Raw genomic sequence first — 17,140 nt, 5'->3', positions numbered from 1 at the left:
GCTACTGGGCCTTGTGCGCGGTCAGCAGGTACGCGGGCATCTTCATCCGGCCCCGCTCGTCGCGCTCATGCGCCGGGAATTCGAAAGGCGCATCGGCGATTTGGGGCACGTTCGAGACGATGAAGGACGGGCGGATCTCGTCGATCGCCCAGTATTTGCCCACCGCGGCGCGCAGCTCGTCCTCGTCGACCTCGTTGGGCTTGGGTTGCATCTCGGCGGGGAAGGCGCCCTTGGCGAACACCAGGATGAACAAGCTGGCGCCGGCTGCCGCCGCCCGGTGGATCGAGCGCAGGTAGCCGTCGCGGCCCTCGACCGGCAGCGAGTGAAACAGCGTGCTGTCGACCACCGTGGCGAACCGTCCGTCATAGCCGGTGAACGACGTGATGTCGGCCTGCACGAAGCTGGCCGTGGTCAGCCCGCGCTCGGCCGCCGCGCGGGTGGCCGCCGCGACGGCGGTGGGGGTCAGGTCGATGCCGACCACCGTGTAGCCGCGGGCGGCCAGCGCCAGGGACAGCTCGGCGAATCCGCAGCCGGCGTCCAGCACGTCGCTGCGGAACTTGCCCTGCTCGATCAGGGCGGCCAGTTCCGGTTGCGGCTCACCGATGTTCCACGGCGGCGGGCCCTCGAAGTGGGCCTGTTCGCGATAGGCGCTGTCCCAGTCCATCACTTGATCAGACGACATGGTTCCCAAGCTACTCCCAGGTGTGCACCGGCTCGTTGGCGTGCATGTGCTCGCAGTACCGGCGCAGCATCTCGGCCAGCGCCGCCCGCCTGCTCAGGCCGCCGTCCTGCAGCGCCCGCACGGTGGCGACCTGCCAGCTGGCGCCGTTGCGCCCGGCGCGGGCGCGGCCGTCGATCACGCCCAGGAACCGGTCGCGCACCTCGGCATCCACCCCCCAGCGGCGCAGTCCCTCGTCGGCGATCGGCAGCAGCGTGTCCAGCACCAGCTCGCGCGCGCTCACCTCACCGATCCCGGGCCAGCGCAGCCGGGCGTCGATGCCGTGCCGCGCCGCGGTGAGGAAATTGGCTTCTGCCACAGCGAAATCCATGCGCTCCCACAGCGGGTCGTCGGCCTCGGACAGGCTGCGCAGCATACCGTAGAAGAAGGCCGAGTTCGCCAGCATGTCGATGACGGTCGGCCCGGCCGGCAACACCCGGTTCTCCAGCCGCAGATGCGGGCGCCCGTCGGCGACGTCGTACACCGGGCGGTTCCACCGGTAGACGGTGCCGTTGTGCAGCCGCAACTCGGAAAGCTGCGGCGTGCGGCCGGCGGCCAGCTCGGCGACCGGGTCTTCGTCGGACACCTCGGGCAGCAGCGATCCGAAGTAGCGGATGTTCTCCGCGAACAGGTCGAGGACCGAATCGATCCAGCGCTCGCCGAACCACACTCTCGGCCGTACGCCTTGGGTTTTCAGCTCCTCCGGCCTGGTGTCGGTGGACTGGGCGAACAGCTCGATGCGGGTCTCGGCCCACAGCTGGTGCCCGAAGAAGAACGGCGAGTTGGCGCCCAGCGCCAACTGCGGGCCGGCGACGATCTGCGCCGCGTTCCAGTTGGCCGCGAACGTCTCGGCGGCCACCTGCAGATGCAGTTGCGTACTGGTGCAAGCGGATTCGGGCGCGATGGTCGCGGTGTGCCAGCTCAACGGCTCGGGACCGGAGATGTCGATCGGGATGTCCTCGCCGCGGGCGGTGAAGATCGAGTCGTTGAGCGCGGCATAGCGCGTCGATTCGCTCATCCAGTCGTGGTCCAGGTGTTCGGGCATCAGGGTGGGCAGGATGCCGATCATGACGATGTGCGCACCGCCGGCCGCGCCGGCCTTGGTCTCGGCCTCGTTCAGGCTGGCCCGCACCTCGGCCTCGAGATCCAGGCCGGTGTGCCCGGGCAGCGCGTGCGGCGGAACGTTGAACTCGATGTTGTAGGCGCCCAATTCGACCTGATATGCCGGATCGCCGATGGCGTCCAGCACGTGCCGGTTGGACATGGCCGGCTGGTAGTCGGCGTCGACCAGGTTGCACTCGATCTCCATGCCGGTCAGCGGCTGCTCGGACTCGAAGCACGACCGGGCGAGCATCGCCTCGAAGACGTCCAGACACAGCGCCACCTTGCGCCGGAATTCCCGCCGGTGTGCGCTGTCGTACGTGGCGCGCTTGACCTCTTCGCCCACACCGCAGATGCAACAGGGTTACCGCCGGTAACGCAAGCTTGGTCGGCGGCGAGCGGGTAGACCATGATGGACTTCTGCCGCCGACGTGTCACCGAACAGGAGAGCTGTGGCCGAATTCGCCGAATTCATCGCCGCCATCGACCAGGGCACCACCAGCACGCGCTGCATGATCTTCGATCACCAGGGTGCCGAGGTGGCCCGCCATCAGCTCGAGCACGAGCAGATCCTGCCCCGGGCGGGCTGGGTCGAGCACGACCCGATCGAGATCTGGGAGCGCACCTCCTCGGTGTTGACGTCGGTGCTCAACCGGGCCAACCTGTCCGCGGAAAACCTTGCCGCGCTGGGCATCACGAATCAGCGCGAGACCACCCTGGTGTGGAACCGCAAGACTGGTCGGCCCTATTACAACGCGATCGTCTGGCAGGACACCCGGACCGACCGGATCGCGTCGGCGCTCGACCGCGACGGGCGCGGGCAGGTGATCCGCCGCAAGGCGGGCCTGCCCCCGGCGACCTACTTCTCCGGGGCGAAGCTGCAATGGATCCTGGACAACGTCGACGGGGTGCGCGAGGCGGCCGAGCGCGGCGACGCGTTGTTCGGCACCGCCGACAGCTGGGTGTTGTGGCAGCTCACCGGGGGGCCGCGGGGCGGGGTGCACGCCACCGACGTGACCAACGCCAGCCGGACCATGCTGATGGACTTGGAGACGCTGGACTGGGACGACGAGCTGCTGTCGTTCTTCACCATCCCGCGCGCCATGCTGCCCGAGATCGGGCCGTCGTCGTCGCCGCGGCCGTTCGGGGTGACCTCGGACACCGGGCCGGCCGGCGGCCGGATACCGATCACCGCCGTGCTGGGGGATCAGCACGCGGCGATGGTGGGCCAGGTCTGCCTGGCCGAGGGCGAAGCCAAAAACACCTACGGCACCGGGAATTTCCTGCTGCTCAACACCGGTGAGAGCATCGTGCGGTCCGAGCACGGATTGCTCACCACCGTGTGCTACCAGTTCGGCGACGCCAAACCCGTTTACGCACTTGAAGGTTCGATCGCGGTCACCGGCGCCGCCGTGCAGTGGCTGCGCGACCAGTTGGGCATCATCAGCGGCGCCGCGCAGAGCGAATCGCTGGCGCGGCAGGTCGACGACAACGGCGGCGTCTATTTCGTCCCCGCCTTTTCCGGGCTGTTCGCGCCCTACTGGCGTTCGGATGCGCGCGGCGCGATCGTCGGGCTGTCACGGTTCAACACCAATGCCCACCTGGCGCGGGCGACGCTGGAGGCGATCTGCTATCAGAGCCGTGACGTGGTGGACGCGATGGCAGCGGATTCCGATGTGCGCCTTGAGGTTTTGAAGGTCGACGGCGGCATCACCGGAAACGACCTGTGCATGCAGATCCAGGCCGATGTGTTGGGCGTGGACGTGGTGCGGCCGGTGGTGGCCGAGACCACCGCGCTGGGCGCGGCGTACGCGGCGGGCCTGGCGGTGGGGTTCTGGGCCGACCCGGGCGAGCTGCGGGCCAACTGGCGCGAAGACAAGCGCTGGACGCCGGCCTGGAGCGACGAGCAGCGCGCCGCGGGTTACGCGGGCTGGCGCAAGGCGGTGCAGCGGACCCTGGATTGGGCCGACGTCACGTGACGTGACCCGATCCAGGGCCCGCTCAAGGCAACTCAGTCCTCGCCGAGAATGCCGTAGATCTCGCGCCGCGCATTGTTGAGGATGTCGACGATGCGCTGCTGTTGCTCGGGGCTCGCGGTGTGGGCGGACTGCCCGACCGCGCCGAACAACTGACCGATGGCCGCCCGCAGGTTCATGTGACCGGGGTCGGCGCCCTCGGCGATCTCGTCCCACGGCGGGGTCTCGATTTTCTCCGCGGCCGCGCGCCCGTCGTCGGTCAGCTCGAAAAGCTTTTTGCTGCCGTCGGTTTCGGTCGCGGTGATCAGGCCCTCGTCGGCGAGCAGCTGCAGCGTCGGGTACACCGAGCCGGGGCTGGGCTTCCACAGCCCGTTGCTGCGTTCGGCGATCAGCTGGATCATCTCGTAGCCGTGCATCGGGCGCTCGGCCAGCAGTGCCAACACGGCGGCGCGCACGTCACCGCGCTTGCCGCGACCCGGGCCGCCACGGCGCCATGCGCCGCGCGGGCCGCCCGGACCGAAGCCGAAGCCCGGTCCGAACCCGGGGCCGAAGCCAGGCCCGAATCCGGGACCGAAGCCCAGCGGTCCGTCGTGGCCGCCGGCGTGCTCGCGCAGATGTTCGCGGAAATCCCGCCGCGCCTGGCGGCGCGCCTCGTGCAGGGCGCGGCGGTCAACCCGGCCGGGCCCGAAGCCGAAGCCGAAGCCGGGGCGGGCGCCGAAGGGTCCGTCGGGGGGAGTGAAGGGGTTGCTCATGGTTTTCGTCCTTACGTTCGTGGGTTTGCGCACCGGACGTGCGCTTCGAAACATCACGATATATCGCAAACTAACGCGATGCAACGGGATATGTTGATCGGATTTGGCTGCAGCCCCCTGACCTGCATAAACGGTCCACACCCCGGGATCTCCTCGGCCGCCCGACGCGGTTTGCACCCGGCCGACGGCGGGTAGGAACTGACAGATGGACGCAAACGACAAGCTCACGGTCGACGGCGGAGCTGCGGGTGCGGTCGCGTCCGGGCGGCCCGGCCGCCCCGGGGGCCGCAACGTGTGGCCGTGGGTCAACTGGGGACTGGCGCTGGCGACGGTGCCCGCCGCCGCGATCGTGATGCTGTTCGCGCTCGGTGCGGTGATGAGCACCGACGGGTGCAGCGAGCGCAGTTGCCCCAACCTGGGCCACGGCGGGATCGATTTCGGCGTCGCGTTCTACGGCGCACCGGCGGTGGCCGTCGTCGTCATCATCGTCTCGTTCTTGACCGCCAAACGCCGCGGCGGCATCGCGGTCCCGCTGTGCGGGTGGGCGTTGCTGATCGCCGACGTCGCCCTGATGGCCGCCAGCGTGTCCAGCTAGCGCGGCGGCGTGAAGCCTGCCGAAAACCCTTCCGGCGGACCGGGATTCGCTGGCCCCGGGGCCGGCCACTGCGGTGCGGGCCCGGAGCCGGGCCAGGCCGGCGGATAGCCGGGTGCGGGCCAGGGTGCGGGCGGGCGCAGCCGGGCCAGCTCGCGGCGGTGCCGTTCGGCGAGCACGGCGGCCAGCACCAATTCCGGTGGGGCGCCGGGCGGCGGCGGCGGAGCGATGCGGGCCACCACGTCGCCGGCGATCCGGTAGGCCATCTGCAGGCGCAGCCCGGGATCGAGTTGTGCTGCCCTGGAAAGGAATTGGCGGGCGACCTCGGCCTGGCCGCTGGACAGTCCGGACAGCTGCAGCGACGACGCCCACCAGGCCAGCGACGGCGGCATCGCCGGCGGGGGCCCCAGCCGGGGTCCGCGTTCGTTGACCACCACGGTGCCGGCGAAGATGTCGCCGATCCGTTTCGCCTTGGGCGACAGGATGCTGCAGATGACGGCCGGGCTGCCGAACAGCATCCAGATCTCCACCAGCGAGGCCAGCGCCCGAAACAGCGCTTGGCGGAAGCGTTCCGGGCCGCCGTCGTCGGACACCACGCGCAGCCCCAGCGCGATCTTGCCCACCGAGCGTCCCCGCGTTGCGGTTTCGAGGATCAGCGGGTAGCCGACGATCACCAGCACCGTGAAGATCAGCAGGATGGCGTTGCTCAGCGCGGTGTCGAATTGGGTCAGGGTGGCGGCCCACAGCATCAGCCCCAGCAGGTAGCCGACGACGATCACGGCGATGTCGATCAGCGCGCTGAGCGCCCGCACCGGCAGCTGGGCGATCTGCACGTCGAGCACCACGGCGTCCCCGGTCACCACCTCCGACATAACTGGAACGGTACAGGCTGGGCGGTGAGCCGGGGCCGGGCGGACTTTGCCCGGACCGCGCGGCGATTAGGCTGCCCAGGGTGGACGTCGATGCCTTCGTGCTGGCCCATCGCCCGACCTGGGACCGCCTGGACCGCTTGGTCGGGCGGCGCCGGTCGCTGTCCGGCGCCGAGATCGATGAGCTGGTCGAGCTTTACCAGCGGGTGTCCACCCACCTGTCGATGCTGCGCTCGGCGTCCTCGGATTCGATGCTGGTCGGCCGGTTGTCCAGTCTGGTGGCGCGGGCCCGCTCGGCGGTGACCGCCGCCCACGCCCCGCTGAGCAGCACCTTCGTCCGGTTCTGGACGGTGTCGTTCCCCGTCGTCGCCTACCGGTCCTGGCGGTGGTGGGTGGCCACCGGGGCGGCGTTCTTCGCGGTGGTGGTGATCGTCGCGCTGTGGGTGGCCGGCAACCCCGAGGTGCAGTCGGCGCTCGGAACCCCAAGCGACATCGACCAATTGGTCAATCACGACGTCGAGTCGTACTACAGCGAACATCCCGCCGCCGCGTTCGCGCTGCAGATCTGGGTCAACAATTCCTGGGTTTCGGCCCAGTGCATCGCGCTGTCGGTGGTGCTGGGATTGCCGATTCCTTTGGTGCTGTTCGAGAACGCCGCCAACCTGGGGGTGATCGCCGGGCTGATGTTCCCGGCCGGCAAGGGCGGGCTGCTGCTGGGTCTGCTTGCCCCGCACGGGTTGCTGGAGCTCACGGCGGTATTCCTTGCCGGGGCAACGGGAATGCGGCTGGGCTGGTCGGTGATCTCGCCGGGCGACCGTCCCCGCGGGCAGGTGCTCGCCGAACAGGGCCGCGCCGTCGTGTCGGTGGCGGTGGGCCTGGTGGCGGTGCTGCTGGTGTCCGGGTTGATCGAAGCGCTGGTGACGCCGTCGCCGCTGCCGACGTTCGTGCGGGTCGGCATCGGCGTCGTCGCCGAGGCGGCGTTCCTGTGCTACATCGGCTACTTCGGCCGCCGCGGCGTCAAAGCCGGGGAAAGCGGTGACATCGAGGAAGCGCCCGACGTCGTCCCGACCGGCTGACCGGGGCGGGCGCTACAGCCGGCCGGTCGCCTTCATCGCCAGGTAGTGATCGGCGAGCGCGGGCGCCAGTTCGGCCGGTGCGGCGTCAACCACCTCCACCCCGCCGTGGCGCAGCCGGGCGGCGATCGCGGCGCGCTCGTTGCGGGACCGCTCGGCGGCGGCCGCGTCGTACACCGCCGCCGCATCCGAGCGACCGGCGGCCATCTGGTCCACCCGTGGGTCGGCGACCGCGGCCACCAGCAGGTGATGTTTCGCCGACAGCTGCGGCAGTACCGGCAGCAGGCCCTCGTCCAGGGCCGCCGCGTTGAGGTCGGTCAGCAACACCACCAGCGACCGCCGGCGGGCCCGCAGTGCGATCGCGGAAACCATTGCCCGCCAGTCTGTTTCGACCAGGGTAGGCTGCAGTGGGGCCATCGCGTCGACCAGCTGGGCGAGCAGCTCGGTGCGCGAGGCGCCGAAGACGCCGGCCCGGCCGACCCGGTCGTGCGCCAGGAAGTCGACGTGGTCGCCGGCTCGCGACGCCAGCGCGGCCAGCAGCAGCGCGGCGTCCATCGACCAATCCAGCCGCGGCCAGCCGGCGGGATCGGCGGCGGTCGGGTCGACACCGACCCGGCCCGCCGCGGTGCGCCCGGTGTCGAGCACGATCACCACCCGCCGGTCGCGCTCGGGTCGCCAGGTGCGCACCACCACGTCGGCGCGCCGCGCGGTGGCGCGCCAGTCGATGGAGCGCACGTCGTCGCCGACGACATACTCTCGCAGCGAATCGAATTCGGTGCCCTGCCCGCGCACCAGGGTGGGCAGCAGCCCGTCGATCTCGCGCAGCCGGGCCAGCCGCGACGGCAGGTGCTTGCGGGACAGGAACGGCGGCAGCACCCGCAACTGGCCGGGCACCGATTGCGACCCCTGCCGTCCGGCCAGGCCCAGCGGCCCGATGGAGCGGGCGGTGACCACCGTGGCCCGCTGGTCGCCCCGGCGCACCGGTTCCAGCCGGGTCGCGATGTGCTGGTGTTGACCGGCGGGGATGTCCACCCGGTGCAGGCGCGGCCGGGCCCGCGCGCTGGGCGGCCAGGCGTCGCGGATCTGGCCGCGGAACCGGCGCGGGCCGTCGTTGTGGATCAACAGCGCCGCGTCGGCGTGCTGGCCGAGCCGGGCCGAGCGGTCGGGGGAGCGGATGCAGCGCAGCCGCGCGGGGCTGGCCGCCAGCGCGGCGTCGACGGCCACCGCGACCGCCAGGGCCGCCAGCAGTGCCGTGAAAACCATTGCGGGCCAAGGGGACAGGGCGATCGGCAGGACGCAGATCAGCGCGACCAGCCCGGTGCGTCCGGTCAGGATCACCGGGGCACCGGGACCGACGCCAGAATCCCGTCGAGCACACCGTCACAGGTGGCGCCCTCGAGTTCGGCCTCCGGGCGCAGCATCACCCGGTGCCGCAGCGTCGGGCGGGCCATGGCCTTGACGTCGTCGGGCGTGACGTAATTGCGGCCCGACAGCCACGACCAGGACCGGGCGGTGGCCAGCAGCGCGGTCGCCCCGCGCGGTGACACCCCCAGCTGCAGCGCCGGCGAGGAGCGGGTGGCGCCGACGATGTCGACGATGTAGCCCAGCACCTCGTCGGCGACCCGGACCTGCTGCACCGCGTCGCGGCCGGCCGCCAGGTCCGCGGGCCCGGCCACCGGCTGGACGACGGACAGGTCGCGCGGATCGAAGCCGTGCGCGTGCCGGTGCAGGATGGCGATCTCGGCCTCCCGCGGCGGCAGCGTCACATTCAGCTTGAGCAGAAAGCGGTCCAGCTGGGCCTCGGGCAGCTGGTAGGTGCCTTCGTATTCCACCGGGTTCTGGGTCGCGGCGACGATGAACGGTTCGGGCAGCGGCTGGGCCTCGCCCTCGACGCTGACCTGACGCTCTTCCATCGCCTCCAGCAGCGCGGCCTGCGTCTTGGGCGGGGTGCGGTTGATCTCGTCGGCCAGCAGCAGGTTGGTGAACACCGGCCCGGGCCGGAACACGAACGCGGCGGTGCGCGCGTCGTACACCAACGAGCCCGTCACGTCGCCGGGCATCAGGTCCGGGGTGAACTGCACCCGCTTGAACTCCAGCTGCAGCGCCGCGGCCAGCGCCCGCACCAGCAGCGTCTTCGCCACTCCCGGAACGCCTTCCAGCAGCACGTGGCCGCGGCACAGCAGCGCGATGACCAGGCCGCTGACCACGCCCTCCTGTCCGACGACCGCCTTGGCGAGCTCGGCGCGCAACGCCAGCAGCGCCTCTCGTGCCGATTCAGCGGTGGGGCTGGCGGTGACCGGTTGCGTCGGTTGCGTCACGGGTGTGCGACCTGCCTTTCGATGTCGTCGAGCGCACGGGCAAGTTGTAACAGGTCGTGGTCGGTCGTCGGCGGCGGGCCGAACAGGTGGTAGGAGACCCAGCCCGGATCGGAGCCGGTGCGCTGGGCGGCGGTGGACACCACCGCCTCCGGGGTGGCGCCGCCGGCCAGGCCGAGCTTGGGGGTCAGCCGCTGCAGCGCGGCGGTGCGCAAGGCCGCGGCGGCGCGATCGCGCGCCCGCCGGGACCGATACAGCCGGCCGCGGCCCTCGACGGTCTCCGAGGCGCGCACCACCACCGGCAACTCCTCGGCCACCAGCGGTCCGGGCCGGCGGCCCCGCCACACCGCGACCAGCAGCACCACCACCGCCAGCTGGCCGACGACCCAGTACACGTTGGCCGGGATCAAATCCAAAACCGTTGCCTTCGACGAGGATTCGCCCTCGACGAAGTGAGGCGCGTACCAGATCAGCCGGGGCCGGCCCCCGGCCAGGTTCATGGCCAGCGCCGCGTTGCCGGCCTGCAGCAGGCTGCCGTTGGTCATGAAGTCAGTGCTGCCCACCGCCGTGATGGCGCGTCCGCCGTCGCGGAACCGGATCAGCGCGCCGTCGTAGCAGCGGGTCATCGCCCGGCCGTCTTCGGATTCAAAGGTGGTGGCACGCCCGAACCGCACCGACCCGGCCCGAACCGCTTCGCGCAGAGTGCAATTCGGGTCGCTGTCGAAGCCGTTGGTCCCCGAGATCCGCACGCCGGGCAGCAGCGCCTTGCGGGCCTCGGTGGTCGGTTCCACCAGCAGCAGATCGGACCGGATCCGGGCCAGCCGGTCCAGCACCGAGTCAGCCAGGTACTGGCTCTGGGCCACCAGGATCAGGGCGTCCGGGCGCGCCGCGGATTCGACGTCGGCGATATGGTCGGCGACCACGACGTCGACTCCGCCGTCGCGCAGCAGCGCCACCAGCGCGTGGGCGCCGTCGGGATCGGTTGACGCCGCGTCCATCCGGGTGCCGGGCCGCGGCGCGCTCAGGTAGGCGTCCACCCCGGCGATGACGGCCAGCACCAGCAGCGTGACCAGCACCCAGCGCCAGGAGCGCCGGCGCCGCGGCGCGGTGTCGGTGGCGGTGGTCGTCGCCATCAGCGCACCTGGGCCCAGGACTCGGCGACGACGGGTTGGCCGGGCAGCGGTGTGACACCCTGCCAGCGGGAGCGCAGGCGCTCGTCCAGGTCGGCGATCAGCTGGTAGGCGGCCTGGGTTCCGGGCTGCTCACCGTAGGTGACGTCGTTGAAAGCCGTTGCGGCTTGCGCTAATTCGCCGGCCAGATGCGGCAAGGCGGCGCCGGCGTCGCGGGCCAGCTCGTTGGCGGTCCGGCCCGGGGCGGCGGTGAGCACGCCGGTCTCCTCGAGCTGGCGGGCCACGGCGCGCAGCCGGTGCCGGATCGCGGCGGCCCAATCACGTTCGGCGGCGCAGCTTTCGGCCGTCGCGCGGTGCTGGGCGGCGGTCAGCGGGGCGGCTTCGAACAACAGGTGGTCACCGCCGCGGCGGGTGCGCATGGTGCGGCGCAGGATGTGCACGGCGACCACCGCCGCGATCGCGAGCAGGAGGAAAAGCACGGTGGCGGTGAGCCATCCACCCGGAACGGTGGAGATCTTCTGCAGCATCCGGTAGATCGCGTCGTTGAGCCAGGCGACGAGCTGGCTGGGCGTGGAGCCCTTGGAGTAGATCGGCTTGTGCAGTTCGTCCGCGGCGGCGCGGTGCGCGGCATCGCGGTCGATGTCGATGGAAGGCATCCTGCGCTAGTCCTCGCTCCGCCGTTACCGGGGCCGCGTCAGCCAGAGGTTGTCGGTGGACGCGGCCGCATAGCTTCCCTGGGCGGCGCCGCTCTGCAGCACCAGGTCGAACGCCTCGGCGCGCATCCGGCGGTCGGTGTAGAGCAGCACGATCACCCCGGCGTTGAACGGTGCGGTGATGATCTCGCCGATCGCCGCCCCGACCGACAGGATCGCCGTGCTGATCAGGAAGGCCGTGCCGGACGAGCTGATCTGGAAGACCTGGCCGACGATGCTGAACGGCACCGCGACGGCGTTGGCGACCACCGCCGTCACCAGGAAGGCGAGCGCCCGGATGCCCAGCACCCGCCAGAAGCCGCGCCGCACCAGCCGGAACGAGCGGGTGATCGCGTCGAGGACGGGCAGCCGCTCCAGCACGATGAGCACCGGGGCGAACAGCACCACGGTGTAGAGGTACACGAGCACCGCGATGACGGTGAGCACCAGCGGAATGCCCAGCACCACGGCGGCCGCGGCGTTGCCGATCGCGGCCAGGATCGCGATGACCACCACCACCAGTCCGGCGATGGCGGCCACCACGACGGCCTCCAGCAGCGCCAGGCCGAGCAGGGCGGGCAGCCGCCCCCGGATCTTGGTCCAGGTTTCCCCGACGGTGATCGACGATCCGAACACCGCCCGCCCGACGATGACGGTCAGCATGCCGGACAGCAGCATGCCGCCCAGCCAGCCGACCAGGACGCCGGCGCCCACCGACACCGACCAGGCGCCCAGCACGCCCGCGGTCAACTCGTCGGATCGGTCGCCGGTGAATCTGCCGTAGGCCGCCAGCGGGCCCAGCACGGCGGCCTTGGTGATGATCTGCATGGCGATGACGACGATCGCGGTCAGTCCCAGCGTCGCCTTCGGATTGGCCCGGATGTAGCCGACGGCCCCGTTGAAGATGTCGCCGAGGGTCAACGGCCGCAGCGGGATGATGCCGGGTTTGAGCACCCCGTAGCCCGGCGGCGGGCCGAACGCCGGTGCGGGGGGATACCCGGGCGGCGGGTACGTCGGGGGCGGCCCGTAGTGGGCGCCGTACTGGCCGGGGAAGTGGGCGCCGTATTGGGTGCCGTATTGGGATTGTGAGCCGTATGCCGGTGGCGGACCAACCGGATAACCGGGCGGCGGCGCGCTCACCGAGCCCCGCGGCTCGTGCACCGGTGGTTCGTCATGGGCTCCATCCTGTCGGCGGCCGGACCATTTCACAACGTTGACCCGGGCTCCGGCGCGTAGCGTCGCACACATGGCGGAACTCAAATCCCGGCTGCGGGCCGACCTGACCGCGGCGATGAAAGCCCAGGACAAGCTGCGCACGGCCACCCTGCGCATGCTGCTGGCGGCGATCCAGACCGAGGAAGTCTCCGGTAAGCAGGCCAAAGACCTCACCGACGACGAGGTGATCAAGGTGCTGGCCAAGGAATCCCGCAAACGCGCCGAATCGGCCGAGATCTACACCCAGAACGGGCGCGGGGACCTGGCCGCCAACGAGCACGCCGAGGCGCGGATCATCGACGAATATCTGCCCACCCCGCTCACCGAGGCGGAGGTGGCCGACGTCGTCGACACCGCGATCGCCCAGGTCGCCGAGGAGATCGGCGAGCGGCCGTCCATGAAGCAGATGGGCATGGTGATGAAGGCCGCCACCGCGATCGCGGCCGGCAAGGCCGACGGCGCCCGGTTGTCGGCCGCCGTCAAGGAGCGGCTCTAGTCCGCGGCCTCAATCCGCGATCAGCACCCGGGTGCCGTCGCTGGCGCGGCGCGTCACCCGCCGGGCGTCGAGCTGCTCCAGCAGCGGCACCGCGACCCGTCGGGTGGTGCCCAGCGCGCGGCGCGCCTCGCTGACGGTGAACGGCTGTGGCAGCCCGGCCAGCACGCCGGCGGCGCGGGCCAGCGCGTCGGGCCCCAGCACCACCCCGTCGGCGATCCGGGTCAGCCGTCCGGCCCGCACCGCCGCGGCCAGCTCGCGCGGGCCCAGGCCCAGCCCGGCGAGTTCGTCGGCCTCCGGGGCGCGAAAGGGCTCGGCGGCCAGCCACGCCTCGACCTCGCGCACCGCCTTGTCGACGCGGGCCGGCAGCCCCGCGCCGGGGGCGCGGACCAGCCCATCGGCCACCTCGAAACCGGTGCCCTGCAACAACTTCGGCACCAGCTCGGCGGCGGGCAGGCCGACCTGCCGGCGCAGCGTCTCCAGCGGCATGCCGGCCGCGATGTCGTGCTCACCCGCCCAGCGCCGCACCTGTGCGGCGGCCTCGTCGCGCCGCTCCGCCCACCACTGCGGGTCCACCACCCAGTCGCCCACCCGCTGCCCGCGCGCCGGCACACCCATGGCGCGCAGGTCGTCGGCCCGGACGATGTGCGGCGCGGGCGCCGAGCCGGTGGCCAGCTCGGCGGCGCGCAACCGGGCGGCGCCGCGCCGGCGCAACTCCGGCGGGCGCACGTCGAGCACCTCGACCCCGGCGGCGATCCGGTGCTGCCCGGGGTCGCGCAGCAGCCCGACGTCGGCCACCCGCAGCGGCAGCGGCCGGGCCAGCCGCAGCCGCGCCGCCGCCGGGCCCAGCCGGCGCACCCGCACCGGCACCGCCGCCGACCCGACGTGCAGCACGAGTTGGCTGTGCAGCGTGTCCTCGGCCGTGCCCGGGCCGCGCAGGGCGACGTCGATCTCCGCGGTGTCGCGCCACGCGCCCGGGGTGCGAACGGTGTCGCCGCGGCCGATGTCGCGCCGGTCGACACCGCGCAGGTTCAGCGCTACCCGGGCCACCGCGCCGACCCGAATCTCGTTGCGGCCCAAGGACTGTAGCCCGCGCACCGTGACGCGTCGCCCGGCGTGTTCGAGTTCGTCGCCCACCCGCACGGTGCCGGCCGCCAGCGTGCCGGTGACCACGGTGCCCGCGCCGCGCACGGTGAAGCTGCGGTCCACCCACAGCCGGACGTCGGCGTGCGGATCGGGTGGCGGCAGCCGGTCGGTCAGCGCGACCAGTTCGGCGCGCACCCGCTCGAGGTCGGTGCCGATCGCGACGGGAACCCCGGCCAGCGAGGTGGCGGCGAACCGTTCCGTCGCCTGCGCGACGGCCGGGCCCGGATCGGCGAGATCGGCCTTGCTGATCACCAGCAGCCCGTGCCGCACCCGCAGCGCGTCCAGCGCCGCCAGGTGCTCCTCGGACTGCGGCATCCAGCCCTCGGTGGCCGCCACGACGAACACCACGGCAGGCACCGGCCCTACGCCGGCCAGCATGTTGGCCACGAAACGCTCGTGGCCCGGGACGTCGACGAAGGCGAGCCGACGGCCGGCGAGCTCGGTCCACACGAAGCCCAAATCGATGGTCAGGCCGCGGCGCTGCTCTTCGGCCAGCCGGTCCGGCCACATGCCGGTAAGCCGGTGCAGCAGAGTCGATTTGCCGTGATCGACGTGCCCGGCGGTGGCTAGGACGAACACGCCCGTACCGCCGCGGCCAGCAGCTCGTCGTCCTCGGGGGAGACCGTGCGCAGGTCGAGCAGGCACCGGCCGCCCTCCAACCGGCCGACGACGGGCGGCCGGCCGGCGCGCAGCGCGGCGGCGTAGCGCTCGGGCAGACTCACTGCGGCGCTGGGCAATTCGACGCTGGGCGCGCCGCCGCCGCCGACCGCCGCGACGCAATCCAGCGCCAGCGCGTCGGCGTCCGCAGGCAGCGCGGCGGCCAGGGACTGCGCCCGGGCCCGCAGCCGCCCGACGTCGGCGTCCAACGCGGCGGCCACCGGCGGCGGCGGGCCCGTCAGGGTCGCCTCCAGCGCCGCCAGGGTCAGTTTGTCCACCCGCAGCGCGCGGGCCGCGGGATGGCGGCGCAGCCGCTCGACGAGATCGCCGCGGCCGAACAGCAGCCCCGCCTGCGGGCCGCCGAGCAGCTTGTCCCCGCTCGCGGTGACCAGGTCGGCGCCGTCGGCCAGCGTCGAGGTGGCGTCCGGCTCGTCGGGCAGCACCGGATGCGGCGCCAGCAGGCCCGAGCCGATGTCGACCACCAGCGGGATGTCCCGGGTGCGCAACTCGGTGGCCAATGCCGCCACGCCGACCGCCGAGGTGAACCCGGTGACGTGGAAATTGGACGGGTGCACCTTGAGCACGAAGCCGGTCTGCGGCCCCAGCGCCTCGGTGTAGTCGCGCAGGCCGGTGCGGTTGGTGGTGCCGACCTCGCGCAGCCGTGCACCGGTGGACTCCAGCAGCTCCGGGATGCGGAAGCCGTCGCCGATCTCGACGAGTTCGCCTCGGCTGAGCACGATTTCGCGGCCCGGCGCCAGGGTCAGGGCGACCAGCAGCAGCGCGGCCGCGTTGTTGTTGACGACGTGCACGCCGCCGGCCGCGGGTACCGCCCGGGCGAGCGCGGCCAGCGCGCCCCGGCCGCGGCGGGCCCGGCGCCCGGTGGCCAGGTCGAACTCCACGTCGGTGGCCCCGCCCGCGGCGACGACCGCGTCCAGCGCCGCCCGCGACAGCGGCGCCCGGCCCAGATTGGTGTGCACCACCACGCCCGTGGCGTTGATCACCGGCCGCAGGCTCGACGCGGTGGCGGGCAGCGCGGCGAGCGCGTGCTCGGCGACCTGCTCGGGGGAGATCTCCCCGGCCCGGGCCCGCTGCTGGGCCTGCGTGATCACCGACTTCACCAGCGCGCGGCCCAGCACCCGCTGCGCGGCGGCCAGCCGCGGGTCGGCCAGCAGCGTGTCGGTGCCCGGCACCCGCCGGCGGGGATCACTCATGGCAGGCCCGACGGAGTATGGCGGAGGCGGACGGGAATCGAACCCGCCAGCGGCAGCGTCTGCCGTTCCACGGTTTTGAAGACCGCGCCGGTCACCAGACCGGACACGCCTCCCTGGACCATGGGGTCAATTATGGACGGGTGACCTACCGACTGACGCAATACGCTCACGGCGGCGGCTGCGCCTGCAAGATCCCGCCCGGTGAGCTCGAGGACGTGGTGCGCGGGCTGGGCGCGGCCAGTCCGCGCGACCCGCTGGGGGAGCTGCTGGTGGGCCTCGACAGCGGCGACGACGCGGCGGTGGTGCGCATCCAGCAGGGCACCGCGCTGATCGCGACGACGGACTTCTTCACCCCGGTGGTGGACGACGCCTACGACTGGGGCCGGATCGCGGCCACCAACGCGCTGTCCGACGTGTACGCGATGGGTGGGCGCCCGGTGGTCGCGGTGAACCTGCTGGGCTGGCCGCGCGAGGTGCTGCCGTTCGAGTTGGCCGCCGAGACGCTGCGCGGCGGGCTGGACGTGTGCGGCCTGGCCGGCTGCCATTTGGCCGGCGGGCACAGCGTCGATGACCCGGAACCCAAGTACGGGCTGGCGGTGACCGGGATCGCGGACCCGAATCGATTGCTGCGCAACGACTCCGGCAAGCCGGGCCTGCCGCTGTCGCTGACCAAGCCGCTCGGCATCGGCGTGCTCAACAACCGGCACAAGGCGACCGGGGAGCGGTTCGAGGAGGCCATCGCCGTGATGACCACGCTCAACGCCGAGGCGGCCGGCGCGGCGCTGGCCGCCGGCGTCGAATGCGCCACCGACGTCACCGGTTTCGGGTTGCTCGGCCACCTGCACAAGCTGGCCCGGGCCAGCGGGGTGACGGCGGTGCTCGACGCGGCGGCGGTGCCGTACCTGGACGGCGCCCGCGAGGCGCTGGCGGCCGGCTACCTGTCCGGGGGCACCCGGCGCAACCTCGACTGGGTGGCCCCGCACGTCGACCTGTCGGGTGTCGGCGAGGACGAGGCGCTGTTGCTGGCCGACGCGCAGACATCCGGCGGGCTGCTGATCGCCGGCGAGATCCCGGGGGCGCCCGTCATCGGTGAGCTGGTGCCGCGCGGCGAGCACACCATCGTGGTGCGCTGAGCGGGCCGATGATGGCGACCCGCTGCGCCCGGCTTCGCCGCGCTTGCGATCGCCATTAGGGTGAGGG

The 17,140-nt window shown here is 72.2% G+C and carries 16 protein-coding genes and 1 tRNA gene; 5 read left to right on the top strand and 12 right to left on the bottom strand.

Translation table 11 applies throughout. The features are described from left to right. Position 1 precedes the first annotated feature (1 nt). Together H7I87_RS16925 and H7I87_RS16920 are read right to left on the bottom strand one after the other, a co-directional pair. Complete coding sequence (locus tag H7I87_RS16925) at positions 2 to 682, bottom strand: class I SAM-dependent methyltransferase (RefSeq protein WP_019683595.1); 681 nt, start codon at positions 680 to 682, stop codon at positions 2 to 4. Positions 683 to 692: 10 nt separating this feature from the next. After that, positions 693 to 2,165, bottom strand: a complete 1,473-nt coding sequence (locus H7I87_RS16920) for a glutamate-cysteine ligase family protein (RefSeq protein WP_023862005.1) — start codon at positions 2,163 to 2,165, stop codon at positions 693 to 695. 166 nt (positions 2,166 to 2,331) lie between these two features. On the opposite strand from H7I87_RS16920, the gene glpK reads away from it, so the two are divergent. Further along, a complete protein-coding gene (gene glpK / locus H7I87_RS16915) occupies positions 2,332 to 3,798 on the top strand; it encodes a glycerol kinase GlpK (protein ID WP_230584065.1) in 1,467 nt (488 codons plus the stop codon). 32 nt (positions 3,799 to 3,830) lie between these two features. Here glpK and H7I87_RS16910 read toward each other — a convergent pair whose 3' ends face one another. Next, the gene (locus H7I87_RS16910) at positions 3,831 to 4,547 is read right to left on the bottom strand and encodes a PadR family transcriptional regulator (RefSeq protein ID WP_003873345.1); all 717 of its coding nucleotides are present in this window, start codon (positions 4,545 to 4,547) and stop codon (positions 3,831 to 3,833) included. Positions 4,548 to 4,752: 205 nt separating this feature from the next. Here H7I87_RS16910 and H7I87_RS16905 point away from each other — a divergent pair, with 205 nt between their 5' ends. Then, complete coding sequence (locus H7I87_RS16905; RefSeq protein ID WP_033726514.1) at positions 4,753 to 5,142, top strand: hypothetical protein; 390 nt, start codon at positions 4,753 to 4,755, stop codon at positions 5,140 to 5,142. Here H7I87_RS16905 and H7I87_RS16900 read toward each other — a convergent pair. After that, positions 5,139 to 5,951 carry an RDD family protein gene (locus H7I87_RS16900; protein WP_306460693.1) on the bottom strand — a complete coding sequence of 271 codons (813 nt, stop codon included), beginning with the start codon at positions 5,949 to 5,951 and terminating at the stop codon, positions 5,139 to 5,141. The genes H7I87_RS16905 and H7I87_RS16900 overlap by 4 nt on opposite strands. Positions 5,952 to 6,091: 140 nt before the next feature. On the opposite strand from H7I87_RS16900, the gene H7I87_RS16895 reads away from it, so the two are divergent. Next, on the top strand, positions 6,092 to 7,084 hold the full coding sequence (locus tag H7I87_RS16895) for a stage II sporulation protein M (RefSeq protein ID WP_003873342.1): 993 nt from the start codon (positions 6,092 to 6,094) through the stop codon (positions 7,082 to 7,084). A 12-nt stretch (positions 7,085 to 7,096) separates the two neighbouring features. Here H7I87_RS16895 and H7I87_RS16890 read toward each other — a convergent pair whose 3' ends face one another. From H7I87_RS16890 to H7I87_RS16870, 5 genes are read right to left on the bottom strand one after another with little or no spacing between them, the layout of a single operon-like run. After that, positions 7,097 to 8,419: a DUF58 domain-containing protein gene (locus H7I87_RS16890; protein ID WP_011723542.1), complete on the bottom strand. Its 1,323-nt coding sequence runs from the start codon at positions 8,417 to 8,419 to the stop codon at positions 7,097 to 7,099. Next, entirely contained in the window at positions 8,416 to 9,399 is a 984-nt protein-coding gene (locus H7I87_RS16885) for an AAA family ATPase (protein ID WP_011723543.1), read from the bottom strand. The genes H7I87_RS16890 and H7I87_RS16885 overlap by 4 nt, the downstream gene beginning before the upstream one ends. Continuing rightward, positions 9,396 to 10,529: a DUF4350 domain-containing protein gene (locus H7I87_RS16880; protein ID WP_023862002.1), complete on the bottom strand. Its 1,134-nt coding sequence runs from the start codon at positions 10,527 to 10,529 to the stop codon at positions 9,396 to 9,398. Before H7I87_RS16880 ends, H7I87_RS16885 begins: the two co-directional genes overlap by 4 nt. Next, complete coding sequence (locus H7I87_RS16875) at positions 10,529 to 11,182, bottom strand: DUF4129 domain-containing protein (RefSeq protein ID WP_023862001.1); 654 nt, start codon at positions 11,180 to 11,182, stop codon at positions 10,529 to 10,531. The genes H7I87_RS16880 and H7I87_RS16875 overlap by 1 nt, the downstream gene beginning before the upstream one ends. A 24-nt stretch (positions 11,183 to 11,206) precedes the next feature. Beyond that, positions 11,207 to 12,466 carry a DUF7847 domain-containing protein gene (locus H7I87_RS16870; RefSeq protein ID WP_023862000.1) on the bottom strand — a complete coding sequence of 420 codons (1,260 nt, stop codon included), beginning with the start codon at positions 12,464 to 12,466 and terminating at the stop codon, positions 11,207 to 11,209. Here H7I87_RS16870 and H7I87_RS16865 point away from each other — a divergent pair. After that, positions 12,465 to 12,929 (top strand): GatB/YqeY domain-containing protein, encoded by a 465-nt coding sequence (locus H7I87_RS16865; RefSeq protein ID WP_003873336.1) that lies wholly within the window; start codon positions 12,465 to 12,467, stop codon positions 12,927 to 12,929. The genes H7I87_RS16870 and H7I87_RS16865 overlap by 2 nt on opposite strands. 9 nt (positions 12,930 to 12,938) lie before the next feature. Here H7I87_RS16865 and H7I87_RS16860 read toward each other — a convergent pair whose 3' ends face one another. From H7I87_RS16860 to H7I87_RS16850, 3 genes are all read right to left on the bottom strand, one after another. After that, positions 12,939 to 14,651 carry a selenocysteine-specific translation elongation factor gene (locus tag H7I87_RS16860; RefSeq protein WP_062909425.1) on the bottom strand — a complete coding sequence of 571 codons (1,713 nt, stop codon included), beginning with the start codon at positions 14,649 to 14,651 and terminating at the stop codon, positions 12,939 to 12,941. Then, on the bottom strand, positions 14,639 to 15,940 hold the full coding sequence (selA, locus tag H7I87_RS16855; protein ID WP_033726517.1) for an L-seryl-tRNA(Sec) selenium transferase: 1,302 nt from the start codon (positions 15,938 to 15,940) through the stop codon (positions 14,639 to 14,641). The genes H7I87_RS16860 and selA overlap by 13 nt, the downstream gene beginning before the upstream one ends. Positions 15,941 to 15,958: 18 nt before the next feature. Beyond that, positions 15,959 to 16,053 (bottom strand) — tRNA-Sec (locus H7I87_RS16850). 27 nt (positions 16,054 to 16,080) lie between these two features. Here H7I87_RS16850 and selD point away from each other — a divergent pair. Beyond that, positions 16,081 to 17,073 (top strand): selenide, water dikinase SelD, encoded by a 993-nt coding sequence (selD, locus tag H7I87_RS16845; protein WP_009974668.1) that lies wholly within the window; start codon positions 16,081 to 16,083, stop codon positions 17,071 to 17,073. The last annotated feature ends 67 nt before the right edge of the window (positions 17,074 to 17,140 follow it).

Origin of the sequence: Mycobacterium timonense (genome assembly GCF_025821985.1) — a bacterium.
GTDB classification, from domain to species: Bacteria; Actinomycetota; Actinomycetes; order Mycobacteriales; family Mycobacteriaceae; genus Mycobacterium; species Mycobacterium avium.
The sequence above is the reverse complement of the archived record's forward strand: the minus strand, read 5'-3'. Positions and strand labels throughout refer to the sequence as shown.